The sequence below is a fragment of the Amycolatopsis japonica genome (genome assembly GCF_000732925.1).
Classification (GTDB): Bacteria; Actinomycetota; Actinomycetes; order Mycobacteriales; family Pseudonocardiaceae; genus Amycolatopsis; species Amycolatopsis japonica.
The window spans coordinates 6,385,725-6,410,162 of sequence record NZ_CP008953.1 but is presented as its reverse complement, the minus strand read 5'-3'; the positions used below and the strand labels follow the sequence as shown (position 1 = coordinate 6,410,162).

Here is a 24,438-nt window from a genome sequence, read left to right as displayed (position 1 = left end):
CGTCGGTGATCTATCGTCGAAGGGTGCCTGAGGAGCGGATAACGGTCGAGGTCGAGGGTCGGCGGCTGGGGCTGTCCAATCTGGACAAGGTGCTCTATCCCGCGCACGGTTTCACCAAACGCGAGGTCCTCGACTACTACCGCCGGATAGCCCCGGTGATGCTCCCGCATCTGCGCGACCGCGCCGCCACCTTCCGCCGGTTCCCCGACGGTGTCGACGGCGAACCGTTCTACGAGAAGAACGTTTCCCGTCACGCGCCCGACTGGGTGCGCACCGCGCGGCTCACCAACCGCGGCCGCCGGGGCGGGGAGGAGACGCTCGACTACCCGGTCGTCGGCGACCTCCCGACGCTGATGTGGGCGGCCAATCTCGCCGCGCTGGAACTGCACATTCCACAGTGGACCGTCGGCCCGCGCGGCGCCCGGAAATCACCCGATCTGCTGGTGTTCGACCTCGATCCCGGGCCGCCCGCGGACGTCGTCGACTGCTGCCGGGTGGCCGAGACGCTCAGCGACCTGCTCATCGGAGACGGTCTCACGGTGTACGCGAAGACCAGCGGCAACAAGGGAATGCAGTTGTACTGCCCGGTGCGCACGCGCTCCGGCGAACGCACCTCCGAGTACGCCAAGGCCGTCGCGGAGGAGCTCGCGCGCCGGTCACCGGAGACCATCGTCGCCAAGATGACGAAGGCCATCCGCCCTGGCCGCGTGTTCATCGACTGGAGCCAGAACAACACCGCCAAGACCACCATCGCGCCGTACTCATTGCGCGGCCGCGCCGTCCCGACCGTCTCCACGCCGGTGACCTGGGAGGAGGTCGAAGCCTGCCGCAAGGCCGCCGACCTGCTGTTCACCGCCGAGCAGGTGCTCGAACGCGTCGAGGAGATGGGTGACCTGTTCGGCGACATCGCCGAGCATCGCGCGGCCGTGCCCCAACGGTGACCCGAGTCATGTTTGAACCGCGTCCGCCGGGAAAACCTCAGGTCAGAGGAGTGACCCCGAATGACCGAAAACACCAAAGACCCCGAAGGCTGGTCAGCGCGAGCCCTGGCCATGCTGCGAGCCGTGGCACAGGGCAGGGCCGAGATCACCGTCAGCCTGGAGCCCGATCTCTACGTCGACGGCCTGCCGTGCAGTGACCAGAGCACGGCCCACCGCCTCGCCCACGCCGGCCTGATCCGGCTGCCGGACGGTGGCGTTCCCGGCAGCCGGGTACCCGCGGAATTGTCCGAAACAGGACAGGTTCTGCTGGAGCCCTTGGCGTCCGCCGCTTAGCGAAGAGCAACCCGGAAAGACCACTGTGGACTCCCGCCCGTTCCGCATACGATCTGCGGAGCGGGTGCGCGGGGGTGCGCGCCCACCGGGCTGGTGCCTCCGGGGCCGGTGAGGATGTGGCTGTTGACCGGGTATCACACGCTGGCCGAGACCGAGAACGCCGTCCGGGCCAAACTGGGCGGTATCCCGCTGCTGTGGGAGCGGATGGAGGCGGTGGCCAATCTCCACCGCGCCGCGATCGCGGTCCGGCTGCATTTCGAGAACTCGGTACTGCGCACCGCGGGCCTCACCTGGACCGCGTTCGTGGTGCTCTGGGTGGTGTGGATCTTCGGCGAAAAGGAGACCAGGCACGTCGCCGCGGAATCCGGGATCACCAAGGGGACGCTGACCGGGGTCATGAAGACCCTGGAGGCGCACGGCCTGGTCACCCGGCGCAAACACCCCGTCGATGGGCGGCTGGTGCTGCTCGCGCTGACGCCGGAAGGGGAGCGGCTGATGCGGGAGCTCTTCCCGGAGTTCAACCAGGAGGAAGCGTTCGTCACCGAACGGCTCAGCTCCGAGAAGTGCACCGAGCTGGCCGCTTCGCTGCGGGAGATCGTCCGGCAACTGGAGGAGAAGGGCGAAGAGCGGCGGGCCCGGTAGAACCGGCCCCTACCGAAGACGGTTGCGCGGGACCTCCGGCGACTCCTACGTTTTTTGGAGCCGAACGAAGCGAAGGGCGCCCTTGATGGACTTCCGGTACTGGCTCGGTCAGGCGTTGACGTCGAACGAGGCGTGGGCGGAGACGTTCACCCCCGTCCGGCCGCATCCGTCGCTGGAGATCTCCGACGGGCGGTTCGAGACCGCGTTCGAGGAGCTCACCGAGCGCCTGAAGGACAACTACCCGTTCTTCCACCCGTCCTACGCCGGCCAGATGCTCAAACCGCCGCATCCGGCCGCCGTGGTCGGCTACCTGACCGCGATGCTGGTCAACCCCAACAACCACGCGCTCGACGGCGGTCCCGCGACGGCCGAGATGGAACGCGAGGTCGTCCATGCACTGGCCACGATGTTCGGCTACCGGGAGCATCTGGGGCATCTGACCACCAGCGGCACGATCGCGAACCTCGAGGCGCTGTTCGTCGCGCGGGAAACGCATCCGGGCAAGGGGATCGCGTACAGCGCCGAGGCGCACTACACGCACGGACGGATGTGCGGCGTCCTCGGTGTCGAGGGGCATACGGTTCCCGTCGACGCGCGCGGCGCGATGGACCTCGACGCGCTCGAAGATCTGCTGCGCACCGGGAAGGTCGGCACCGTCGTCCTCACCGCCGGGACGACCGCGCTGGGCACCGTGGAGCCGATCCACGAAGCGCTGGCGCTGCGCGAGCGCTACGGCGTCCGGGTGCACGTCGACGCAGCCTACGGGGGATTCTTCCGGCTTCTGTCCGGTTTGGACGGTCCCGAGGGGCTGCCCGAAGCCCCGTGGCTGGCCATCGCCGAGGCCGACTCGATCGTCATCGATCCGCACAAGCACGGCCTCCAGCCCTACGGTTGCGGCGCGGTGCTGTTCAAGGACCCCGGCGTGGGCCGGTTCTTCCTGCACGATTCGCCGTACACCTACTTCACCTCGGAAGACCTGCATCTCGGCGAGATCAGCCTCGAATGCTCCCGGGCGGGCGCGGCCGCCGCCGCGTTGTGGCTCACCTTCCGCGTCCTGCCACCCACCCCCGACGGGCTGGGCCGGGTGCTCGCGGCCGGGCGCCGCGCGGCGTTGCGGTGGGCGAAGCTGCTGGAGGACTCCGAGCGGTTCGACCTGTACCAGCCACCGGAACTCGACATCGTCACCTACTTCCCCCGGACGGATCCGCTTTCGCTGTCGAGGATCGACGAGGAGAGCGCGCGGATCCTGCGTACCGGCATGGCCGCGGCCAGGGAGCCGGTGTTCCTCAGCACGCTGCGGATCGGCGAGGCGCAGTTCGGTCTGCGTCACACCGGGGTCGACGCGGATGCGGACGGCGCGAGGATCCTGCGTAGCGTGCTGATGAAGCCCGAAAGCGAGGACCACGTCGACCGGCTGCACGAACGGCTGGAAGAGTTGTCCCGCGGTTGAGCTCGCCAGTACCGCAGACGAATGGATCCGCCATGCCCGCACCAGGTCCCGCCGAACCCGTGACCGCGATCGAGACGAAATCGCTCGGCACCGGGTTCCGGCGGCGGCACGTCACCATGCTGGCCATCAGTGGGGCGATCGGCGCCGGGCTGTTCGTCGGCACCGGCGCGGGGATCAAGACCGCGGGCCCCGGCATCCTGCTGTCCTATGTGGTCGCGGGCCTGCTCATGGTGCTCGTGATGCGCATGCTGGGCGAGATGGCCGCCGCCGAGCCGAGCAGTGGCTCGTTCTCGGTGTACGCGGAGAAGGCGCTCGGCCGCTGGGCCGGATTCACCGTCGGCTGGCTGTACTGGTCGCTGCTGGTGGTCGTGGTCGCCGCCGAGGCGACCGCGGCGGCCGGGATCGCGAACGGGTTGCTGCCCGAGGTTCCCCAATGGACCTGGGTGCTGCTGTTCATGGCGGTGCTGACCGTGGTGAACCTGTTCGCCGTGCGCTCGTTCGGGGAGTTCGAGTTCTGGTTCGGCGCGATCAAGGTGACCGCCGTGGTCGCCTTCCTCGTGCTCGGCACGCTGGCGGTGTTCGGGATCCTGCCGGGGACGACGCCGGTCGGGCTGAGCAATCTCACCGGGCACGGCGGTTTCCTGCCCAACGGCCTGCAAGGCGTGCTGACCGGTCTGCTCGCGGTCGCGTTCTCCTTCGGCGGCATGGAACTGGTGACCATCGCGGCCGCCGAGTCCGACGATCCGGCGGGTTCGATCCGCCGCACCACGCGCACGGTCATCGTGCGGCTGCTGCTGTTCTACATCGGTTCCGTGGCGCTGATGGTGCTGTTGCTGCCGTGGGAGTCCGCTTCGGCCAACACCAGCCCCTTCGTCACCATTCTGGAGAAGATCGGGGTGCCGTCGGCGGCGCTGCTGATGAGTTTCGTCGTGCTGACGTCGTTGCTCTCGGCGCTCAACGCGAACCTCTACGGCGCGTCGCGGATGGTGTTCTCCTTGGCCGAACGCGGTGAAGCGCCGCGCGCGATGCTGAAACTGTCCGGCGCGGGCGTCCCGCGGACGGCGGTCCTCGCGTCGGTGGCCTTCGGTTTCGTGGCCGTATTGCTGAACTTCCTCGCCCCCGAACACGTGCTTCCGTTCCTGCTCAACGCCATCGGGGCGAACATCCTGCTGGTCTGGATCTTCGTCGCCGTCTCCCAGCTGCGGCTGCGGAAGGCTGCGGAACGCGACGGCACGGCCGCCGACCTGCCGGTGCGGATGTGGGGTTTCCCGTGGCTCAGCTGGGTCGCGCTGCTCGCGATGGCGGGCGTCCTCGTTCTCATGTGGACGGACGCCGACGCGCGGACGCAGCTGTTCACCAGTGGTGCGGTGGCCGTGCTGATCGTGGCGATCAGCCTGCTCAGGCGACGTCCGCGACGCTGAACAGTTCGCGCTCCACCCGGCTCAGCGCCAGCCGGACCGCGCCGAGCGCGACCGCGTCTTCGCCGAGCGCCGACGTCTCGACGCGCACCGGGAACAGCGCCAGGCGGGCCAGTTCGGCGCGCAGCCTCGCCGTCAACTCCTCGTCCGAGCCGCCGATCACCACGAGCTCGGGGTCGACGGCGAGGACCGTGGCGGCTACGAGCTCGGCGAACCCGTCCGCCTGCCGCAGGGCGCCGATCTCGCCCGCCGCGCCGTGGTGGCCCGCGTGCGGTTTCCCGCCGAGCAGCAGGCCCAGCGAGACGGTGGCCCCGGCCCGCACGTAGACGACGTCGTCGAGGCCGTGCGCGGCGCCGCACCAGTGCTCGGCCAACGTCGCGAGGTCGGTGTCGTTCCCGGCCAGCACCGGGCAGCCGCCGCCGAACTCCGCGGGCAGGTCGACGCCGGTCCAGCCGGGAAGCCGGTAGTTGTGGACGACCTTGCCGCCGGACACCACACCGGCGGTGCCGATGCCGAGCATCCGCACGTTGGCGTGGCCTTCGACGGCCGTGCCGAGCACCCGGTGCGCGGCGCCGAGCCGGTCCGCGGCGGCCGTTTCCGGGGTGAGCGCGGCCCTCGCCCGTCCGACGACGTCGCCCCGCAGGTCGGCGACCAGGCACAACGCCTGATGCGGGCCGATCTCGAGGCCGGCGACGTGCCCGGACTCCTGGCGGAACCGGTACCGCTTGGCGGGTCTGCCCCGCGGCCGCGGCGCGCCGGGGGAGAGCGGGACCTCCTCGACCAGGCCCTCTTCGCCGAGGTCCGCGGCGATCTCCTCGACGGTCGGCCGGGAGACCTCGCTCGCCTTGACCAGTTCCGCGAGGGTGAGTTCCTCGGCCGCGTACAGCGCGCGCAGGACGGCGATGGCGTTGAGCCGCCGCAGCAGTGATGGATCCCCTCCGGACAGCCTGGCCATGCGACTCCTAGGCGGTGACGCGTTTGTCGTACTGGGCGCGCGCGAGGGCGATTTCGCTCTGGTGGTCCTCGGTCCAGGTGACCAGCGACTGGATGGTCTGGTGCAGCGTCATGCCCAGCGGCGTCAGCGCGTACTCGACCCGGGGCGGCACCACCGGATAGACGGTCCGGTTCACGAGCCCGTCGCGTTCCAGATGGCGCAGCGTGGTGGTGAGCATGCGCTGGCTGATGCCGTCGATCTTGTACTTGAGCTCGGTGAACCGCAGGGTGTTGCGGTCCAGCAGCGCGATCACCAGTAGCGACCACTTGTCCGCCACCCGGTCCAGGATCTGGCGGACCTCGCAGTCCTCGCGCGTGTCCCACTGGAAGGCCTCGTAGTCCTCCTCGGTGAGTTCACAACGACTAGGTGAGTTCAAAGTGCCTTCTTCCATGGTCATCGATGGTGACGGAAGATCCCCTTGGTTACAAGAGGGAACCGACCGGCCGATGAGTAACCGTCGGTTCCCGTTCACTGAGGGAGATCCGATCTTGAGCAACTCGCAAACGCTTCCGCGCGCCGACCGGATGGGCGGGCGGGCCTGGGGCGTGCTCCTGGTGCTGTGCGGCGCCATCTTCCTGGAGGGCATCGACGTCGCGATGCTGAACGTGGCGCTGCCGTCCATCCGGGCCGAACTCGGCCTGTCGACCGCGACGCTGAGCGGTGTGGTGAGCGCCTACGTGCTCGGCTACGGCGGATTCATGCTGCTGGGTGGGCGCGCCGCCGACCTGTACGGCCGTCGCCGCATGTTCGTCGGCTGGCTGGTGGTGTTCCTCGTCTTCTCCGGGCTGGGCGGTTTCGCCACGGAAGGCTGGATGCTGCTGCTCGCCCGGTTCGTCACCGGCGTCGCCGCGGCCTTCATGACCCCGGCGGGCCTGTCCATCATCACCACGAGCTTCGAAGAGGGCCCGAAACGCAACAAGGCCCTGTTGTTCTACGCCGGCACCGGGGCGGGCGGCTTCTCGCTCGGCCTCGTCATCGGCGGCCTGCTGGCCAGGATCGACTGGCGCTGGGTGTTCTTCACGCCGGTGATCCTGTCCGCGGTCATCCTGCTCGCCGCGCTCTGGCTGATCAAGGAACCCGCTCGTGACGAACGCGGCCCGCGTCGCCTGGACTTCGCCGGAGCGGTCACCGTCACGATGGCGATGCTGCTGATCGCCTACGCCGTGGTCCGGCTGGAACACCCAGGGCAGGGCTGGGGCTGGACCGTCGCCTCGTTCGCCGGGGGAGTGGCCGCGCTGATGGCCTTCGTGTCCGTCGAACGCCGCTCTCCCGCGCCGCTCGTGCGTCTGGGCATCCTGAAGTCGGGGCCGCTGGTGCGGGCGAACGTCAGCGCCCTGCTGTTCGCGGGCTCGTTCTTCGGGTTCCAGTTCCTGGTCACGCTGTACCTGCAGGAACTCCGGGGCTGGTCGACGCTGGAGACGAGCCTGGCGCTGCTCGCGGTCGGGATCGACGCGATCCTCGCGCCGACGCTCACCCCGCGGCTGGTGGCGAGGTTCGGCAACACGCGGCTGATCTTCGGCGGGTTCGTGCTCGCGGCCGTGTCGTACGCGCTCTTCCTGCCGCTGGGCATGGACTGGACGTACGCGGCGATGTTCCCGTCGATGATCATCCTGGGTCTGGGCTTCGCGCTCGCCTACGGTCCGCTGACGATCGTCGCCACCGACGGGATCGCCGAGGACGAACAGGGACTCGCGGGCGGTCTGCTGTACACGGCGTTCCAGTTCGGCGCGGCGCTCGGGCTGTCCGCGGTGACCGCCGTCAACGTCGCCGCCCTCGGCGCGGGCGGTTCGCCCGAGGCGGCCCTCGGCGGTTACCGGGCGGCGCTCGTCGTGCCGCTGGTGATGGCCGTGCTCGCCGCGATCATCATCGCGTCCGGTCGTCAGCGCGTCTCGGCGAAGGAAGCCAGATTGGCCAGCGAGGAGGCGATCCCGGCCTCGTGATCGGCCTGGCCGATGCCGGACGGCACGTCCGTCGCGGTGACGGTCACCTCGGTGCCGTCACCCGCGGCGGCCAGCTCCCAGGTCATCGTCATGGTGCCCGCGAACGCCGGGTCTTCGGATTCGAAGACGGCCTTCTGCACCACGCGTTCCGCGGGCACCAGATCGGCGAACCCGACCTCGACGACGTCCGTCGCGTCCGACGACTTGCCGGGCGCGGCGGACGCGTCGAGGTAGGTGAGGGTCATCCGGAAACCGCCGCCGGGCCGCGGATCCCAGTGCTCGATCCGGCCGCGCATACCTTCGGGCGGAAGCCAGGCTTCGAGGGACTCCCGGTCGAGGAGTGCCTGGTAGACGGTCTCGGGCGAGGCGGCGATCGTCCGGCTGCCGCTGTCGATCCTGTCCATGGGCCGAGTCTAGGGCCCATCACGCCTCGTCAGGGATGCCGAGGAGTGATGGTGTCGCGGGTGATCGACTCCACCTTCTCCTGCGCCTTCTTGGCGTCGGTGACCCAGAGCTTGTAGAAGTCGAACGGGCAGTCCGCCACCCCCTTGTCGCCTTCGTCCGCGTCCTGCACGCCGGTGTAACCGCGGTGCAGCAGCTTGAAGATGTGGTTCTGCGACTGGTCGTAGGTCCGCGCGTCACGGATCGCCGAAACCGAAAGCTGCGCGTACTGGATCCCGTATTCCTCCTCGCCGGTCTCGCCGAGCGTGCGCCCGTCGAAGCCGATGATCGCGGAATGGCCGAAGTACGAGTACACGCCGTCGAAACCGGCGGCGTTCGCCACGGCCACGTAACAGTTGTTGGCCCACGCCATCGCCTTGGCGATCAGGATCTGCTGTTCCTTGGCCGGGTACATGTAGCCCTGGCAGCGCACGATCAGTTCGGCGCCCTTCATCGCGCAGTCGCGCCAGATCTCCGGGTAGTTCCCGTCGTCGCAGATGATCAGCGAGATCTTCATGCCCTTGGGGCCGTCGCTGACGTAGGTGTCCTCGCCGGGATACCAGCCTTCGATCGGGCACCACGGCAGGATCTTCCGGTATTTCTGGACGATCTCGCCGCGGTCGTTGATGAGCACGAGCGTGTTGTACGGCGGTTTGTTCGGATGGTCCTCGTGCCGCTCTCCGGTGATCGAGAAGACGCCCCACGTCTGGGCCTCACGGCACGCGGCGGCGAAGATCTCGGTCTCCTCGCCGGGAATGCTCGCCGCGGTCTCGTACATTTCCTTCGGGTCGTACATGATGCCCTGCGTCGAGTACTCGGGGAACACCACGAGGTCCATGCCGGGAAGGCCGGATTTCATGCCCACCACCATTTCGGCGATCTTGCGGGCGTTGGCGAGGACTTCGGCCTTGGTGTGCAGCCGCGGCATCTTGTAGTTGACCACCGCGACGCCGACCGTGTCCGGGCTGGCGGAAATGTCACCGTGTCGCATGAAGACTCCTTTTCTCCGAACGGTTTTCAGGACGGGTAAACGCCGGTGAGGCCGAGGAAGGCGGGCACCGTGCACGTCGGCTGGCTGAGCAGCAGGGCGGTCCAGCCGGTGAACCGCGTCAGCTGTTCTTTTCCGAGGCCGAGAACCAGGAAGAACAAGGTCCACAACAGCGCCCAGGACAGCCAGATGACACCGAACACGGGGTCGTCGTCGTGCCAGAAGGCGATGCCCGCGTACACCACGGCCGCACCCGCCACGAAGAGCGAGAACCAGCCGATGCCTTCGGGCGCCAGGTCCGCGAGGTTCGCGATGCCGACGTACAGATAGGTGAAACCGAACAGGTACAGGCCGGACGCGGCGAGGATCGCGTCCTGGTCGCCGCCCGCCTGCACGATCAGCACGGTCGGGGTGACGCATTGGAGCGCGCCGACGAACAGGTTCAGCACCGCCGCCGACCGCGGCGGTATCCGGCCGAGCAGCATCAGGCCGTTGATCATCAGAGCGGCGCCGACGTAGAGCAGGCCCACGTTGCCCACGCTCACCTCCGCGTAATCGACGTCACATGGAATAATTTCAAATGAAAGTATGTGGTGTGCCGGGGCGAGTCAAGGGGGCGGATTTCAGAGCCTGGTGAGGACTTCGAAGTCGTACCCGTCGGCGACCGCGAGATGGACGTGCTGATCGGCCTGCTGTCCGCGGAATTCGATCGTGCCGCGAGGGCCGTGATAGGCGACGCCGTCGATCGCCGCGTTGAGCGCGGGAAGCTCCGACGTCCCCGCCCGGCGGACGAGTTCCGCGAGCGTGTGCAGCCCCTCGTAACAGGATTCGGCGGCGTTGTTCAATGCTGGGGCGCCGGGGCCGTTGCGGTCGACGTAGCGGCCGAGCAGGTCCATCGCGTCGGCGGTGACCATGGACCGGAAGTAGGCGGCGGAGACGTAGAGATTGCCGGTGGCGTTCGCGCCGCTCGCCAGGAGCATGTTCTCCTCCATCAACGGGCTGAACCGGACCAGTCGATCGCTGAGCCCGTGCGCGGCGAAGGCACGGTTGAAGCGCACCGCGTCCTGCCCGACCAGCAACATGAGCACACCGTCGCTTGTGGACTGTTCGATCTTGCGGACCACTGTGGACATATCGCCCGCACCGAGCCCGACGAACGCCTCACCGGTGATGCGCAGATCGAGATCTTTGGCGTACTGCCGGATCGCGCGGGTCGACCGGTGCGGCCAGACGTAGTCGTCGCCGACGACGAACCAGCGCCGGGCGCCGAGATGATCGCGCAGCCAGCGCAACGCCGGCTCGATCTGGCAGCGTGGAGTCTCGCCCGTGCAGAAGATGCCCGAGCGGCGCTCGCCGCCTTCGTAGAGCGACGTGTACACGTACGGGATCCGGTCGGCCACGACCGGCGCGAGTGCGTGCCGGATCGACGAGATGTGCCAGCCGCTCACCGCGTCGATTCGTCCTGTGTCGACCAGCCGCCGCAAGTCGCCGGCTACTTCAGCAGGGGTGCCACCGCCGTCGACCACTTCGGCTTCGACCTGTCTGCCGAGGATGCCGCCGGATTCGTTGAGCTCGTGGACGGCCAGTTCCGTGATCGCCTCGCACGACGGGCCGAACAGCCCGGCGGGCCCCTGCAACGGGACCACCATGGCCACACGCCAGGTGTCGTCGCGGGGCCGGGTGGCGAGGCGTAGGGGCATGGCGCTCCGTGCGGTGGCCCGGTAAGGTCAAAGTGCTTTCACCTGGAAGTATTGCGAGGGTGTCCGGTTTTGGCAAGGGGACGGGATATGGGGACACGCGGCGTCACGACCGCCGGAACGTCGCTCACCGGCTCGCTCACCCGCGCCGCCCGGGCCGTCGCCGCCAGGGTCGAGCAGGTGCTCGCCAAGGAAGGCCTCACCCTGGACCAGTGGCTGGTGCTGGACGCGCTGAGCGGCAAGGGCGGTCTCGCCATGGCCGACCTCGCCGACCGGACGCTCGCCACCGCCCCGACGCTGACCAGGGTGGTCGACAAGCTGGTCACCACCGCGCAGGCCTACCGCGAGGTCGACGCCGCCGACAGACGTCGCGTGCTCGTCCACCTCAGCGCCCGTGGCCGCGCGACGTACCGCCGCGTGGCCACGAAGGTGTCGGAAGTGGAAGCCGGTCTCGCCGTGCCGGACGACGTGCTAGTGGCGTTGCGGGGTCTCGGAGACTGAAGGTCCGGCGTACGGCAGCGGTTTCGGCTTGGCCAGCGCGACGATGCCGAGGATCCCGGCGACCACGAGCGCGACGAACACGAACAGCGCGGCCACGATGAAGACCACCCGGAACCCGGTGGCGTCCGACAGCAGACCACCGAGGACCGGCGCGATCACCAAGGCGAGCACACCGAGACCGGCCATCACCCCGGCCGCGACGCCGCGACCGGCCTGAAGCCGGCGGATCAGCGCGACCGTCACGCCGAGGACGGCGCCCGCACCGAGCCCGTTCAGCACCCGGCCGACCAGGAGCAGGCCGCTGCTGGGCATGAAGGCGACCAGCACCACGCCCAGCAGCATGAAGACGAGCGCGGGCACGGTCACCGACGTCGGGAAGCGCCCGCCGAGCAGCAGACCGGCCGGAAAGGCGAGCGCGGCCGCGACGACGTACGCGACGACACCGTTCAGCAGCAGGGACTGGCTGGATATGCCCAGGTCGATCTGCAGTGGCGACTCGCCGTCGAAGCGGTAGATCACGGTGAGCAGGAACAAACCGATGAGCGCGGCGAACCCGGGGCCGATGAGCAGCCACCAGGGCCCTGTGGTCGGCTGAGAGGCGCGCTGCGTCGGCGTCGGCACGTACATGCGCACAACCTATAGCGCCTGGCGCCGGGGTTGGGTCACTTCACGGGAAAGCCGTGGGCTCACCGCCCGCAGCCCCAGGCGTTCTTTTGGCTCGGACGTGATGTTTCCGACAGACGGAAACACCGGTGTGTCGGGGAAAGTTGACGAACTGCCCAGTCGAGCGGTGAACGAGCGGCGAACCGGACTCGATGGCATCCGGCCCGAGTTTCGAAGTCCTGCCGCGAAGCGCGTTCTGCGCCTCGCGGCAGGACCGTCTGCGACGTGCCCCCGGCAGGACTTGAACCTGCGACCTAGAGATTAGAAGGCTCTTGCTCTATCCAGCTGAGCTACGAGGGCCGACGTCGGCGACGTTGGGTGTCGCCCAGCATCGGCAGCTTAGCCGTCGCCAACCTGTCGATCGTTCGACACCGCCAGATCGTTTCAGGTCGAGCCCACCGTTTTTTGGAACACCCGTGAGCGCGTCACGACGCGGGGTGACGCGCTCACGGGCCGGGGCCGCTTCGGGGGAGCGGCCCCTGGGTTCGTGCAGGTCGCGAGTCGACTCTTCCGCGAGCGACCGGCACGAACCGCCGGGGTGGTCAGTCCCAGATCTTGAGGGCGCGGATCACGAACGGTCCCTGGGGTACGTAGGTGCCGCCACCCGGATAGGTGATGAAATCTCCCTCCGTCGTGCATTCCTCGCTCTGGTAAATCGTCACGTCACGGCTCAGCCGGTTGATGAACGAATGCCCGTCGAAGCCTTCGGGCAGGGGAATGCATTCCTCGGGATTGGAGGTGCGCAGGTCGAATTTGTGCACCGCGCCGCCGTACGATTCCGCGCCCCATACGCAGAACTCGCCCTTCTGGCAGTCGGGCTGGGGCGGCGCGGTGGCGGCACCGGCGACTCCGGCGCTGGTCAGCAAGCCCGCCAGGGCGAGCAGGAGCACGTGCGGGAGGCGGGCGCGCAGGTTCGTCAAACGTCGTTGCATGGCTGGGTTCTCCCCCGTGAATCGGCGGCTGGATCGCCGTCGGTGAATGTGTGATTCCACGATGGCGCGCGGGGAAGGCTTTGTCTGCCCGCATTTCTACTTCTGTGGATAAGTAGTTGTGCGCCGCTCGATCGGGGCGAGTTGTCCACATATCGCCGGGAGCGCCTTGTGTTCGCCGAAATCGGCTGCTACGCGGGCGCGGTGGAGTCCCTGACGACCAGTTCGGCGGGTATCTCGGCGGGGGCGGGGGCCTTCTCCCCGCGCAGCAGGCCGAGCACCAGTTCGCCGGCCGCCCGGCCCTTGGCGGCGAGATCCTGCCGGACGGTCGTCAGCGGTGGTTCGGACCACCGGGCGGGCGGGACGTCGTCGAAGCCCACGACCGAAAGATCACCCGGCACCGACAGGCCGAGATGCCTGGCCGCCGAGATCGCCGCCAGCGCCAGCAGATCCGACATGCACAGCAGCGCCGTCGGCCGCGGGTGCCGGTCGAGCAGGCCGAACGCACTCGGCAGCGCGCCCTCGACCGAGAGCCCGGACGCCTCCCAGATCGGCACGCCCGCCGCCGGGATTCCAGCCTCGGCCAGCGTCTCCAGGTAGCCGGCCATCCGCTCGCGGTTGTCGTGGAACCGGCTGTTCCCGGCCTCGGCCACGCTCAATTCCCCGCCACGGGGCGCCGAGAGGCACTGCGCCGAGAAGATCCCGATCCGCCGGTGCCCGAGTTCCACCAGATGCCGGGCCGCGGCGGCCGCGCCTGCCCGGTCCGCGACGCCGATCCTGGCCGAACCGCGGATATGCGGCTGGTCGATCACCACCAGCGGCATCCCCCGGTCGCGGACCGCGTTCAGCGCAGGCGCGCCGTCTGCCAGCGAATACGCCACCGCGATGTCGGCCTGCGCGGTCAGGATCCGCTCCGCACGCGGGCCGCCGCTCTCGCCGTCGCCGGGGAGCAGCAGGAGGGCGTGGCCCTCGGGGTCGACGACGGTCGAGAGCGCGTCGAGGGTGAGCGACAACGCGGGATCCGAGAACGCCGTCGAAAGGTTCGTGTCGAGCAGGACGGCGATCGCCCCGGTGCGGCTGGTCGCGAGACTGCGCGCGGTCGGGTTCGGCCCCGCGTACCCGATCTTCTTGGCCGCGCGAAGCACCTCTTCCCGCAGTTGGGCGGACAGCTGATCGGGCCGGTTGTAGGCGTTGGACACGGTCGCCCGCGACACCCCGACGGCGTCGGCGACATCGTCCAACGTCGGCCTTCGCCGTCGCGTGCTGGTCACCGGCGCAGTGTAGTCCCGGCCTTCGCCGGTGGACTTTCTGAAGCGCTTAAGTCATTCTGTGGGAAGAGGAATCGGAAGGAGACTGGGGTCTATGCGTGACCGTACGGCCGTTTTCGTCGTGTTCGCGCTCAACGGGGCCGCGCTCGGCTCCTGGGCGCCGCGGACTCCGGCGTTGTCGGAAAGGGTGAACGCCTCACCGGGCGTTTTCGGGCTGGCCCTGCTGGGCGCCAGCGTCGGCATGCTGATCGCGGCGTCGGTTTCGGGGCGGCTGATCGAACGCCACGGTGCCCGCGCGGTGGTCGCGGGCAGCACGATCATCGCCTGCGCCGCGTTGCCGATGATCGGCTTCTCGACGTCGGTCGCCCTGCTCGCCGGGGCGTTGTTCGTCCTCGGCGCGAGCGTCGGCGCGCTGGACGTGGCGATGAACGTCGCGGGAGTCGAGGTGGAACGCCGATCCGGGCGGGCCTTCATGCCGATCCTGCACGCCGGATTCAGCTTCGGCGCACTGGCGGGATCCGTCGCCGCCGGATTCGCCGCGTCGCATCAATGGTCGCCGGGACGGCATCTCACGGTCGCCGCGCTGTCCGCGCTGGTCGTGCTGGCCTTCGTCATCACGGCCGTGCCCGGCGCGCGGCCCGTGCACACCGAGCCCGTCGAGAAACCGCGCGTGCCACCGATCAAACGTCCCGTCCTCTGGCTGCTGGCCGCCATCGCGTTGTTCTCGGCCATCGCGGAGGGCGCGAGTTCGGACTGGTCCGCCCTGCTGATGACGTCCGTGCACGGGGTCGGCGACGGCGCCGCGGCCTTCGCCTACTCCGGGTTCGCCCTGGCCATGGCGCTCGCCCGGCTCGCGGGTGCCTGGCTGCAGAACCGTTTCGGCGCGACGCGGGCGCTGGCGGTCGGCGCCGGGATCGCGGCGGCGGGTCTGGTGCTCGCCGCGGTGGCGAGCCTGCCGGTGTTCGGGTTCATCGGCTTCGCCCTGGCGGGTGCCGGGCTGGCCGCCGCCTTCCCGATCGCCTTGAGCCTCGCGGGAGCGTCCGGGAAACGCGCCGACGGCACCGGAGGTGAGCGGGAGCTGGCGTTCGTCACGGCGATCGCCTACACCGGCTTCCTCGCTGGCCCGCCGCTGATCGGCGGGATCGCGCAGGTGACGTCACTTTCCGTGTCGTTCCTGTTCGTCGGCTTGACCGCCGCGCTGATCGTGCCGTCCGCGGTGGCCGCGGCGCGGGCGCGGAAACGGGAAGAGGCCGCCGAACCCGTCGCCCGTTGACATCCTCGCCGGGGCCCGGGCAAGCTGATTGCTCGGTAAACTGAAATGAATGCGACTTTGTCGTCATTTCAGGAAGGCTGATCCGGGGGAGGAGCGGCGTGAGGGTGCTGATGCTCGGAGGGGGCGCCGGGATTCCGGCGCGGCTGGTGCAGACCACGTTGCCCTGGCTCATCCTGGTCCCGGTGGCGTTCCGGCTGGTGATGCTGGCGCAGGCGCTGTGGACGGCGGGCACCGGTGGTTCGGTGCTGTGGATGTTCGTGCTGCTGCACCTGGTGCCGAACGTCGCCGAAGCCGTCTGGGTCTTCCGCCGTCCTCCGGCCGGGACGCGGCTGGTTCCCGTGGTGGACGCGGGCTTCGCCACGCTGTTCGTCCTGACAGCCGCGCCGTTCACGCAGGACGGCGCGATCACGTCGATCACCTGGACCCACCTGATGGGCACGGTGATGATCTGCGCCCTGCTGCGTGGCACGCTCGCGGGGGCGTCGGCCATCGGGGGAGCGGTGCTGCTGAACGTCGTGTTGCACCTCGGCTCGCCGCTCGGTCTCCTGCTCACCCTCGCGACCGCGCTGGCGGCGTCGCTCGCGATCGTCGGCGTGGTCGGCGCTTCGATGCGGTTCGCGCTCGGCTTCGGGGAGCAGCAGGGCCGGGCGGCGGAACGCGAACGGCATCGCCGCGACGTCCACGACACCGTCCTGCAGGTGATGGAGTCGTTCGCGATCCCCGCGCCCGCCGACGAACTCGACCCGGCGGCCAGTCTCGACCGCGTCCGCCGGATGGCTCGCGCCCAGGCGATGCGCATCCGGATCAGCCTCGAACACGAACCCGCCGAAGGGATCGGACTGCATCAGCGGCTGCGGCTGCTGGCCGCCGAAATGGCCGCGGAGGGGCTGCGCGCCGAGGTCGTCATCCAGGACGACTGCGCTCCGGAACTCGCGGAGGAAGCGGCCGTGGCACTGCACGATTCGGTCAGGGAGGCCTTGCGGAACACGTTGAAGCATTCCGGGACCAGGCGGGCCGTGGTCAGCGTGGAGGAGATCGGCGGCGGGGTTTCCCTGACCGTGCGTGATCACGGCGCCGGATTCGACGTCGGTGACCGGCGGCGTGGCTTCGGCCTCGAGAACTCGATCATCGCGCGGATGGCGGAGATCGGCGGTTTCGCGCGGATCGAATCCAGCCCGGGACTCGGAACGAGAGTGGTGCTCCTCGCTCCCTCAGTCCTGCGTCTCCCCGTCGGGTGAGTCCCGCCACTGACGGAACGGGCGGTCCAGCGTCCATTTGTCGCCCACTCGCTCCGCGACCCGGTACTCGCAGGTCGTCGGGTTGGACAGGGACTCGAACAGCTCGATGCTCCAGCCGAACAAACGGCGGCACAACAGCCGGATGGTCAGCCCGTGTGAGACGACCAGCACGGTTTCGGGGTGATCTTCGCCGCAGGCCGCCAGTTCGCTGAGGAACGCGGCGACCCGGTCGTCCACGTCCGCGCCGGACTCGCCGAACGGCAGCCGGTAGAAGAAGTGCCCGAACTCGTGGCGCCGTTGTTTCTGGACCTCCTGCTCACGCGGATCCTGGAGATTGCCCCAGTCCTGTTCCCGCAGTCTCGGCTCCGGCACGATCCGCTCGCAGGAGTCACGGATGTCCATCAGCCGCAACGTTTCCCGCGTCCGCAGGTACGGGCTGACGTAGACCGCCGGACGCTGCCCCTCGAGGAGATCCTCGATCTCCGGGCCCGCCAGCCTGGCCTGCTCGCGGCCGGCTTCGGTGAGCGGCAGGGCGTGGTCGGGGATCCGGGTGTAGGCGAGCTCGTCGACGTTGCCGAGCGACTCGGCGTGCCTCAGCAGGATGATCCGCACGCCGCCATCTTGCCGGTTGCGCGTCCGGCATACCCTCGTGACGTGCCTTCAGACCCCGAGACGAAACCGGCCCCATCCGCGCGGAAGGCCGGTGTCCTGCCGCTGGTGTCGATCGGGGCGCTCCTGGCCGCGGTGGTGGCCGTCGGCCTGGTCGCGCTGACCGGTGGCGCCGGTTACGTCATCGCCGGACTCCCGGACCCGGGCCTGGTGACGCGCTACGGCATCACCGTCGTGCGCGTGCTGGCCGAGGCGGCTTCGGTGCTGTGCGTGGGTTCGCTGCTGCTCGCCGCGTTCCTCGTCCCGCCGCAGAAATCCGGCACGCTCGCGGCCGACGGTTACGCGGCCATCCGCGTCGCGGGTGCCGCCGCGTGGGTCTGGTTCTTCGCGGCCGCCGCGTCGATCTTCTTCTCAGCGGCCGACGGCGCGGGGCGTCCCTTCACCGAGGTGCTGTCGCCGCAGGTGCTGATCGACCTCGTGGACGCCATCGAGCAGCCCAAGGCCTGGCTGTTCACCGCGTTGATCGCGCTGCTGGTCGCGCTCGGCTGCCGTCTCGCGCTCACCTGGGGCTGGACGACGGTCGTGTTCTTCCTGTCCGTCGGTGGTCTCGTGCCGGTCGCGGTCACGGGGCATTCCGCGAGCGGCGGCTCGCACGACATGGCGACCAACAGCCTGCTGTACCACCTGGTCGCCGCCGCGTTGTGGGTCGGCGGGCTCGTGGCGCTGCTCGCGCTCGGCTGGCGGCGCGGCGAGAACCTCAAGCTCGCCGCGACCCGGTTCTCCAAGCTGGCACTGGTCTGCTGGATCGTGATGGCGGTCTCCGGCATCGTCAACGCGCTGGTGCGGATCAGGATCGCCGACCTGTTCACCACGGACTACGGCCTGCTGGTGGTCGCGAAGATCGTCGCGTTGCTGCTGCTCGGTGTCTTCGGGCATCAGCAGCGGCAGAAGGGCGTCGCCGGGCTGGTGAACGGCGCCGGCGGCGGTCAGCTGCTGCGGCTCGCCGCGGTCGAGGTGCTGATCATGTTCATCACGATCGGCATCGCCACCGGGCTCGCGAAGACCCCTCCGCCGCAGGAATCGCTCACCCAGCCGTCGACCACGGAACTGTTGATCGGTTACGACCTCTACGGTCCGCCGACCGTGTTCCGGCTGCTCACGGATTGGCGATTCGACCTCGTCTACGGCACCCTCGCGATCGTTCTCGCCGGGCTGTACCTCGCCGGGGTCCGGCGGCTGCGTCGGCGCGGTGACACCTGGGCCACCGGCCGGATCGTCGCGTGGCTCGCGGGCTGTTTCGTGCTGCTGATCGCGACGTCGTCCGGCATCGGGCGGTACGCGCCCGCGATGTTCAGCGTGCACATGGGCAACCACATGTTGCTGTCCATGGTGGCGCCGGTGCTGTTCGTGCTCGGCGGACCCGTGACGCTCGCCCTGCGCGCGTTGCCCACGGCGGGCAAGGACGCCCCGCCCGGGCCGCGTGAATGGCTGCTCGCGTTCGTGCACTCGCCGCTTTCGCGGTTCCTGACGCATCCGATCGTCGCGCTGCTGCTGTTCGTCGGTTCCTTCTACGGTCTGTACTTCTCGGGCCTGTTCGACGCCGCGCTGAACTACCACTGGGCGCATCTGGCGATGAACGCGCACTTCCTGCTCGCCGGTTATGTCTTCTACTGGCCGGTGATCGGGGTCGACCCGGCACCGCGCCGGCTCCCGCATTTGGGGCGGCTGGGGATGATGTTCGCCGCCATGCCGTTCCACGCGTTCTTCGGGATCGCGCTGATGAGCATGCAGACCGTGCTCGGGCAGGACTTCTACCGCGGGCTGAAGCTGCCGTGGGTCACCGACCTGCTGACCGACCAGCGGCTCGGCGGCGGGATCGCGTGGGCGTCCGGTGAGTTGCCGGTGCTGCTGGTGCTCGTCGCACTGCTGGTGCAGTGGGCGCGTCAGGACGAGCGAGAGGCACGGCGCAGGGATCGCCGCGAGGAGGCCTCGGGCGACGCGGATCTGAACGCCTACAACGCGATGCTGAAGAAACTCGCCGATCAGGGGCGGGGGCCGGGGTCCGGCTCCTAGCACACCCCGCCCACAAAGCTCGGCGCTCCGCCCCGAGTTGTCCACAACGCCCGGAGTTGTCCACAGATCCGGTTCGCGTCCCTTTTCCACCCTTGATCCGCGGCAATCTGTGCTCAAGGGAAACGCCGGGAAGGTCCCGGGGCCGAGGAGAAGGGCGAGTGTGATGGCGATGGGCGAAACGTGGGTGACGATGATCGGCAACCTGACCAGCGAACCGGTCCACCATCCGGAGCGGGTGCACGGGCACGACGTCGTGTCGTTCGGGCTGCGGAGTGTCGAACGCCGGTACGACAAGGAAAGAGGCGAGTGGGGCGAGGGGCGGCAACTCGCGGTCAAGGTCACCTGCTGGCGCAAGCTGGCGATGGCGGCGTTCTCCTGCCTGAGCAAAGGCGACCCGGTGATCGTGGCGGGGCGGCTGCGCGGCGCCGAGACGGCGGAGGAGATCCCGGCACCTCTGGGTCTACCTGAGCTTGAGGCCTTCTCCATCGGCCCCAACCTCGCACGGTGTTCGGCCGAGATCCACCGGCTGGGACGGGATCGGCCCAGGGCGATCCCGTCGGCCCCGCCGCCCGCGGGGAATCCCATGGTCATCGCGCTGGAGGACGCACCTGTGGCGTGAGGTGCCGGTGCTCACTCAGTGATATCGGGCTGACTGTCGGTAGCTCGGTGGTGACCGCCGTCAAGGCCGCGATCGGCTCGCTCTACGATCGCTTGTATGGCCGAGTTCATCTACACCATGAAGAAGGTGCGCAAGACCGTCGGGGACAAGGTCATCCTCGACGACGTCAGCACCGCGTTCTACCCCGGCGCCAAGATCGGCGTGGTGGGGCCGAACGGCGCGGGTAAGTCCACCGTTCTGAAGATCATGGCGGGGATCGAGCAGGCCAGTAACGGCGAAGCCTTCCTCCAGCCTGGCGCCAGCGTCGGCATCCTCATGCAGGAGCCGGAGCTCAACGAGGAAAAGACCGTCCGCGAGAACGTCGAAGAGGGCCTTGGCGACATCAAGGTCAAGCTCAACCGCTTCAACGAGGTCGCCGAGCTCATGGCGACCGACTACAGCGACGAGCTGATGGAGGAGATGGGCAAGCTCCAGGAGGAGCTCGACCACGCCGACGCGTGGGAGATCGACTCCACGGTCGAGCAGGCGATGGACGCCCTGCGCTGCCCGCCGCCGGACGAGCCGGTCACCCACCTCTCCGGTGGTGAGCGCCGCCGGGTCGCGCTGTGCAAGCTGCTCCTGTCCGCGCCCGACCTGCTGCTCCTCGACGAGCCCACCAACCACCTGGACGCCGAAAGCGTGCTGTGGCTGGAACAGTTCCTGGCGAACTACGCCGGCGCCGTCCTCGCCGTCACGCACGACCGGTACTTCCTGGACAACGTCGCGCAGTGGATCATGGAGCTCGACCGCGGCCGCGTCGTCGGCTACGAGGGCAACTACTCGACGTACCTGGAGAAGAAGCGCGAGCGCCTCGAGGTCCAGGGCAAGAAGGACGCCAAGCTCGCGAAGCGCCTGAAGTCCGAGCTCGAATGGGTCCGGTCCAACGCCAAGGCGCGTCAGACCAAGTCGCGGTCCCGGCTCGACCGCTACGAGGAGATGGCCGCGGAGGCGGACAAGCACCGCAAGCTCGACTTCGAAGAGATCCAGATCCCGCCGGGGCCCCGGCTGGGCAGCGTGGTCGTCGAGGTCGAGAAGCTGCGCAAGGGTTTCGACGACCGCGTGCTGATCGACGGACTGTCGTTCGACCTGCCGCGCAACGGCATCGTCGGCGTGATCGGGCCGAACGGTGTCGGCAAGACGACCCTGTTCAAGACGATCGTCGGGCTCGAGGAGCCGGACGACGGCCGGGTCAAGATCGGCGAGACGGTCAAACTGTCCTATGTGGACCAGAACCGCGGCGGGATCGACCCGAAGAAGACGGTATGGGAGGTGGTTTCGGACAAGCTGGACTACATCCACGTCGGGCAGACCGAAATGCCCTCGCGTGCCTACGTCAGCGCGTTCGGTTTCAAGGGCCCGGACCAGCAGAAGCCGGCGGGCGTGCTCTCCGGTGGTGAGCGCAACCGGCTGAACCTGGCGCTGACCCTCAAGCAGGGCGGGAACCTGATCCTGCTCGACGAGCCGACGAACGACCTGGACGTCGAGACCCTGGGCTCGCTGGAGAACGCTCTCGAGCAGTTCCCCGGCTGCGCCGTGGTCATCTCGCACGACCGGTGGTTCCTCGACCGGGTCGCGACGCACATCCTCGCCTGGGAAGGCACGGACGAGAACCCCTCGCAATGGTTCTGGTTCGAAGGTAACTTCGAGGGCTACGAGAAGAACAAGGTCGAGCGTCTCGGTGCCGAGGCGGCTCGTCCGCACCGCGTCACCCATCGCAAGCTGACCCGCGACTGAGGGCCGGGGGTTCCCCGTGGAAGCCAGCAAGCGCCAACGGCCGGGCTCGCCCACCACCATGGTGGGTGGGCGGACGGCTGCCACCGGGGGAACCCTGTCCGCTGTCGGCAGGTTGATCGAACGCGCGGACGCCCTGCACCTGAGGGCGCCCGAGCTCGCCCTGGTCCTCGGGGAGCGCGCGGCCGCGCTCGCCGAGGCCGCCGGAGCCGACGAACAGTGGATCCGCGCGGAGAGCCTCGTGGTGAGCGCCCGGGTGCGGCTCGGTGGCCGTCCCCGGACGGTCGGCCGCGCCGTGGCCGCCCTGCGCGCCGCGGAACACGCGGGCTACGGCGACATCGCCGCCCGGCTGAGGATCGACCTGGCGGTCTGCGCGCGCAGCGTCGGCATCCCGTTGACGGGGCTGGCCGCGTTGCGTCCGTTGCTGGCGGATCCGGCGGTTTCGCCGTCGCACCGGGCCGAGGCGTTGTGCCACCTCGTCGGCTGCCTGGCGCAGTTCGGCCGGAAGGCGGAACTGGACCGGGTGCTCGCCGAAGCGGACAAGCTCGTGCTCGGCGACGGCTCGATGACGGCGGACTCGCAGTTGCTGATCCGCGCGATGCTGCGGGTCGGGGTGTCGGCGCACCGCCGTCGGCACGGAGACCTGACGGCGGCCGCCGATGCCGCGCGGACCGGGCTGGGCATGCTCGAAAAGCTCGGAAACCCGGACGACGACGGCGGTCTCGTCCGGATCAGGCTGATCCTGCAACTCGTCTGCACGTTGCTGGACCGGGGCGACACGGAGATGGCGCTGGAGGTCGCGCAGCCGATCCTCGACGCCCCCGTCCGGGCCGCGGGGATCGCGCCTGCCGCCTGGCTGCGGCTGGCGGTGGCCACCCGCGTCCTGCTGCCCGCGGGATCCGGCGAGGCCGCCGGAATGCTCGTCCGTGAGGCGGTCGCCGGGACCGGCGACCACAACCTGCACGCCGTCACGGCACGGCTGTGGCTGGAGCTCGCGCAGATCGAGGAACGGCTGGGCCGGGCCGAAGAGGCCATCGGTTGCCTGCACCGTTCGCGGGCCGCCGAGCATCTGCACGCCCGCGCGCGCAGGCAGGCGTGCAACGTCCTGGTCGGCGAGTTCGGCTCGGCCGAGAACGCCGCTGTCGACCTCGACGACGTCTTGCGGGCCGTCGCCGCGCGGTCGGCCGCGGCGGCGTCCACGCCGGCGGCCGTTCCGGCGCCGGAACCGGCCGAGGTGACCGCGGTGATCCCGCCGATCGACGTAGCACCGCCAAAGCGGGCTGCGGCCGAGCCGCCGGTTCGTCGTGAGCCGCAGCCCGTGCGGCAGAGCAGGCAGCCGGAGCCCGCGCCGGTGCGGCAGGCGCCGGTCGAGCCTGCGCGCGCGGCTGTGTCTTCGCGTCCCGCGGAGCCTGTGCGTCCCGCCGAGCCTGCGCCTCCTGCCGAGCCACCGCGTCCGGCGGAGCGGCCCGCGGCGCCGGTCGCCGAAAAGAGCGAAGCACCGGTGTTGAAGCCGCCGTCCCGTCCGGAGCCCACACGAGATGTGGCGGAGTCCGACAGCGACTGGCGTCGTCGGGTGCCGAAGAAGGCCAAGCCGTCGATCAGGTTCGAGCCCAAGGCCGAACCCGCCGCGCCGAAACTGATGCCGCCGCCGAAACCGGAACCCGCGCCGGTGTCGCGTCCCGAGCCGGAGCCTGGGCGCCGTCGTCGTCCGGAAACACCCGCGGCGCGTGAGACCGTTGCCGAACCCGTGGTCGCTCGACCCGAAACCCCGGCTCCGGCCGCACGGTGGCGGGCCGAAGCCGAAGCGCCCGCCCGGACCGAGGAGCCGGTGCCCGTGGTGGCCTCGGAACCCGTGGTCCCGGAACTGCTTCTCGCACCCGAGCCCGCCGCCGAGCCCCGGCCGCGGATGGCGGCGGAGGCCACGCCGCCGCGTCCGCCCGGCACCGCCGCCCCGTTGTGGGAGAGCGACGAATGGGCGGCCGAAGAGCGGGCCCGCCGGTCGTCGGCGCCCGTCTCGCGCAAGACCCGGCACGACGCCGAACACGGTTCCGTGGCGGCGAAATCGGTGCTGGACCGGCTCGGGATCTCGAGCGCCGGTGGACACGGCGGCGGACGTCGTCGTGCGGACGCCGCCGCGGATCCCGTGCACCCCGAACCCGTCGCCGAAGAACGCGCCGAGACCCGCCGGGAACAGCCTCCGGTCGAGTACCGCGAGCCCGCCGTCCCGCTCGCCCCGCCACCGCGGGAAGATCCCGCGCCTTCGCAGACTCAGGAAAGCGCTCGTCCGGCCGCCAAGGAAGAGGTCGCGGATCCGTGGCTGCCGCGGTTGCGGATGCCGCCCGCGCTGGACCCGCTGACCGACACCGGTTCCTGGCGGCCGATCACGCCGTTCCCGGAGAGCTACGCCCGCGCGATCGCGGAGGAGGAACCGCCGCCGGACGCCGGTCTCGCCGACCTGCTCGCCCGCGCGCTCGCCGAGCACCAGGCGGGCACCGCCAGCGCTGCCGCGCTCGTGAAGCAGCTCGGTTCCCAGGACTCGGGAAAGCGTCCGGTCAACGGTCACGACCGGCACCGCGCCAACGGGAGCGACTGACCCGCGGTAGCAAAGGTCCCTTGCTCCCTCGGTGGGAGCCGCGCTCGGCTTGAACGAT

Annotated in this window: 23 protein-coding genes and 1 tRNA gene; 13 read left to right on the top strand and 11 right to left on the bottom strand. The window is 69.5% G+C overall.

What is annotated here, in order from left to right; genetic code table 11:
- The first annotated feature begins 23 nt into the window (after positions 1-23).
- The 5 genes from ligD to AJAP_RS29670 all read left to right on the top strand — a co-directional run bounded on the left by ligD (position 24) and on the right by AJAP_RS29670 (position 4,787).
- Positions 24-941: a non-homologous end-joining DNA ligase gene (gene ligD, locus AJAP_RS29690; RefSeq protein ID WP_038517417.1), complete on the top strand. Its 918-nt coding sequence runs from the start codon at positions 24-26 to the stop codon at positions 939-941.
- Positions 942-1,001: 60 nt separating this feature from the next.
- Positions 1,002-1,274 (top strand): hypothetical protein, encoded by a 273-nt coding sequence (locus AJAP_RS29685; RefSeq protein WP_038517416.1) that lies wholly within the window; start codon positions 1,002-1,004, stop codon positions 1,272-1,274.
- Positions 1,275-1,388: 114 nt separating this feature from the next.
- Positions 1,389-1,916 (top strand): MarR family winged helix-turn-helix transcriptional regulator, encoded by a 528-nt coding sequence (locus AJAP_RS29680; RefSeq protein ID WP_143202581.1) that lies wholly within the window; start codon positions 1,389-1,391, stop codon positions 1,914-1,916.
- An 85-nt stretch (positions 1,917-2,001) separates the two neighbouring features.
- Positions 2,002-3,366, top strand: a complete 1,365-nt coding sequence (locus AJAP_RS29675) for a pyridoxal phosphate-dependent decarboxylase family protein (protein WP_038517413.1) — start codon at positions 2,002-2,004, stop codon at positions 3,364-3,366.
- A 32-nt stretch (positions 3,367-3,398) separates the two neighbouring features.
- The gene (locus AJAP_RS29670) at positions 3,399-4,787 is read left to right on the top strand and encodes an amino acid permease (RefSeq protein WP_038517411.1); all 1,389 of its coding nucleotides are present in this window, start codon (positions 3,399-3,401) and stop codon (positions 4,785-4,787) included.
- Here AJAP_RS29670 and AJAP_RS29665 read toward each other — a convergent pair.
- Positions 4,765-5,739, bottom strand: coding sequence for an ROK family transcriptional regulator (locus tag AJAP_RS29665; RefSeq protein ID WP_038517408.1), 975 nt, complete (start codon positions 5,737-5,739; stop codon positions 4,765-4,767). The genes AJAP_RS29670 and AJAP_RS29665 overlap by 23 nt on opposite strands.
- Before the next feature lie 7 nt (positions 5,740-5,746).
- Positions 5,747-6,175 (bottom strand): winged helix-turn-helix transcriptional regulator, encoded by a 429-nt coding sequence (locus AJAP_RS29660; RefSeq protein ID WP_083649928.1) that lies wholly within the window; start codon positions 6,173-6,175, stop codon positions 5,747-5,749.
- Positions 6,176-6,302: 127 nt separating this feature from the next.
- Here AJAP_RS29660 and AJAP_RS29655 point away from each other — a divergent pair, with 127 nt between their 5' ends.
- Positions 6,303-7,718, top strand: a complete 1,416-nt coding sequence (locus AJAP_RS29655) for an MFS transporter (protein WP_038524110.1) — start codon at positions 6,303-6,305, stop codon at positions 7,716-7,718.
- Here AJAP_RS29655 and AJAP_RS29650 read toward each other — a convergent pair.
- The 4 genes from AJAP_RS29650 to AJAP_RS29635 form a co-directional block, all read right to left on the bottom strand.
- Positions 7,658-8,122, bottom strand: a complete 465-nt coding sequence (locus tag AJAP_RS29650) for an SRPBCC family protein (protein ID WP_038517403.1) — start codon at positions 8,120-8,122, stop codon at positions 7,658-7,660. The two genes, AJAP_RS29655 and AJAP_RS29650, sit on opposite strands and share 61 nt — an antisense overlap.
- Before the next feature lie 29 nt (positions 8,123-8,151).
- On the bottom strand, positions 8,152-9,150 hold the full coding sequence (locus AJAP_RS29645; RefSeq protein ID WP_038517401.1) for an aliphatic amidase: 999 nt from the start codon (positions 9,148-9,150) through the stop codon (positions 8,152-8,154).
- 26 nt (positions 9,151-9,176) lie between these two features.
- Complete coding sequence (locus AJAP_RS29640; RefSeq protein ID WP_038517400.1) at positions 9,177-9,686, bottom strand: AmiS/UreI family transporter; 510 nt, start codon at positions 9,684-9,686, stop codon at positions 9,177-9,179.
- Positions 9,687-9,770: 84 nt separating this feature from the next.
- On the bottom strand, positions 9,771-10,847 hold the full coding sequence (locus tag AJAP_RS29635; protein ID WP_267284100.1) for a substrate-binding domain-containing protein: 1,077 nt from the start codon (positions 10,845-10,847) through the stop codon (positions 9,771-9,773).
- A gap of 87 nt (positions 10,848-10,934) precedes the next feature.
- Between AJAP_RS29635 and AJAP_RS29630 the strand changes: the two genes are divergently transcribed.
- The gene (locus tag AJAP_RS29630; RefSeq protein ID WP_038517397.1) at positions 10,935-11,345 is read left to right on the top strand and encodes a MarR family transcriptional regulator; all 411 of its coding nucleotides are present in this window, start codon (positions 10,935-10,937) and stop codon (positions 11,343-11,345) included.
- Here AJAP_RS29630 and AJAP_RS29625 read toward each other — a convergent pair.
- The 4 genes from AJAP_RS29625 to AJAP_RS29610 form a co-directional block, all read right to left on the bottom strand.
- Positions 11,316-11,972, bottom strand: a complete 657-nt coding sequence (locus AJAP_RS29625; RefSeq protein ID WP_051972638.1) for an MFS transporter — start codon at positions 11,970-11,972, stop codon at positions 11,316-11,318. The two genes, AJAP_RS29630 and AJAP_RS29625, sit on opposite strands and share 30 nt — an antisense overlap.
- A gap of 262 nt (positions 11,973-12,234) precedes the next feature.
- Positions 12,235-12,308 (bottom strand) — tRNA-Arg (locus AJAP_RS29620).
- Between the two features lie 242 nt (positions 12,309-12,550).
- Complete coding sequence (locus tag AJAP_RS29615; RefSeq protein ID WP_038517395.1) at positions 12,551-12,940, bottom strand: peptidase inhibitor family I36 protein; 390 nt, start codon at positions 12,938-12,940, stop codon at positions 12,551-12,553.
- A 188-nt stretch (positions 12,941-13,128) separates the two neighbouring features.
- Entirely contained in the window at positions 13,129-14,178 is a 1,050-nt protein-coding gene (locus AJAP_RS29610; protein WP_038517393.1) for a LacI family DNA-binding transcriptional regulator, read from the bottom strand.
- A gap of 121 nt (positions 14,179-14,299) precedes the next feature.
- On the opposite strand from AJAP_RS29610, the gene AJAP_RS29605 reads away from it, so the two are divergent.
- Together AJAP_RS29605 and AJAP_RS29600 are read left to right on the top strand one after the other, a co-directional pair.
- Positions 14,300-15,478, top strand: a complete 1,179-nt coding sequence (locus tag AJAP_RS29605) for an MFS transporter (RefSeq protein ID WP_038517391.1) — start codon at positions 14,300-14,302, stop codon at positions 15,476-15,478.
- A gap of 110 nt (positions 15,479-15,588) precedes the next feature.
- Complete coding sequence (locus AJAP_RS29600) at positions 15,589-16,716, top strand: sensor histidine kinase (RefSeq protein WP_407639408.1); 1,128 nt, start codon at positions 15,589-15,591, stop codon at positions 16,714-16,716.
- On the opposite strand, the gene AJAP_RS29595 is transcribed toward AJAP_RS29600, so the two are convergent.
- Positions 16,690-17,328, bottom strand: coding sequence for a histidine phosphatase family protein (locus tag AJAP_RS29595; protein ID WP_038517386.1), 639 nt, complete (start codon positions 17,326-17,328; stop codon positions 16,690-16,692). The genes AJAP_RS29600 and AJAP_RS29595 overlap by 27 nt on opposite strands.
- Positions 17,329-17,370: 42 nt before the next feature.
- Here AJAP_RS29595 and AJAP_RS29590 point away from each other — a divergent pair, with 42 nt between their 5' ends.
- From AJAP_RS29590 to AJAP_RS29575, 4 genes are all read left to right on the top strand, one after another.
- Positions 17,371-19,398: a cytochrome c oxidase assembly protein gene (locus AJAP_RS29590; protein WP_038517383.1), complete on the top strand. Its 2,028-nt coding sequence runs from the start codon at positions 17,371-17,373 to the stop codon at positions 19,396-19,398.
- 169 nt (positions 19,399-19,567) lie between these two features.
- Positions 19,568-20,017: a single-stranded DNA-binding protein gene (locus AJAP_RS29585; protein WP_228694624.1), complete on the top strand. Its 450-nt coding sequence runs from the start codon at positions 19,568-19,570 to the stop codon at positions 20,015-20,017.
- A gap of 96 nt (positions 20,018-20,113) precedes the next feature.
- A complete protein-coding gene (ettA, locus tag AJAP_RS29580; RefSeq protein ID WP_007034699.1) occupies positions 20,114-21,790 on the top strand; it encodes an energy-dependent translational throttle protein EttA in 1,677 nt (558 codons plus the stop codon).
- A gap of 16 nt (positions 21,791-21,806) precedes the next feature.
- Positions 21,807-24,380: a tetratricopeptide repeat protein gene (locus AJAP_RS29575; protein WP_038517380.1), complete on the top strand. Its 2,574-nt coding sequence runs from the start codon at positions 21,807-21,809 to the stop codon at positions 24,378-24,380.
- Positions 24,381-24,438: the final 58 nt, after the last annotated feature.